Origin of the sequence: Ligilactobacillus sp. UO.C109, assembly GCF_026847815.1 — a bacterium.
In the GTDB taxonomy this organism is placed as follows: Bacteria; Bacillota; Bacilli; order Lactobacillales; family Lactobacillaceae; genus Ligilactobacillus; species Ligilactobacillus salivarius.
The window spans coordinates 1-206 of record NZ_JAPSFH010000032.1; the positions used below are offsets into that span (position 1 = coordinate 1).

Genomic DNA, 206 nt, shown 5'->3' on the forward strand with positions numbered 1-206 from the left:
TTGAGTGAATCCTTGAGTACAAGTTCATCCTTAAGCGAAAGCCTAAGCACATCAAGCAGCTTGAGTGAATCCTTGAGTACAAGTTCATCCTTAAGTGAAAGCCTAAGTACATCAAGTTCATTGAGCGAATCCTTGAGTACAAGTTCATCCTTGAGTGAAAGCTTAAGCACATCAAGTTCGTTGAGTGAATCCTTGAGTACAAGTTC

At 40.3% G+C, this 206-nt stretch carries 1 protein-coding gene; it reads right to left on the reverse strand.

All coding sequences use genetic code 11. The features are described 5' to 3' along the window. Positions 1-206: hypothetical protein (locus OZJ21_RS09855; RefSeq protein ID WP_442916312.1), on the reverse strand; the 206-nt coding region annotated here is incomplete at both ends.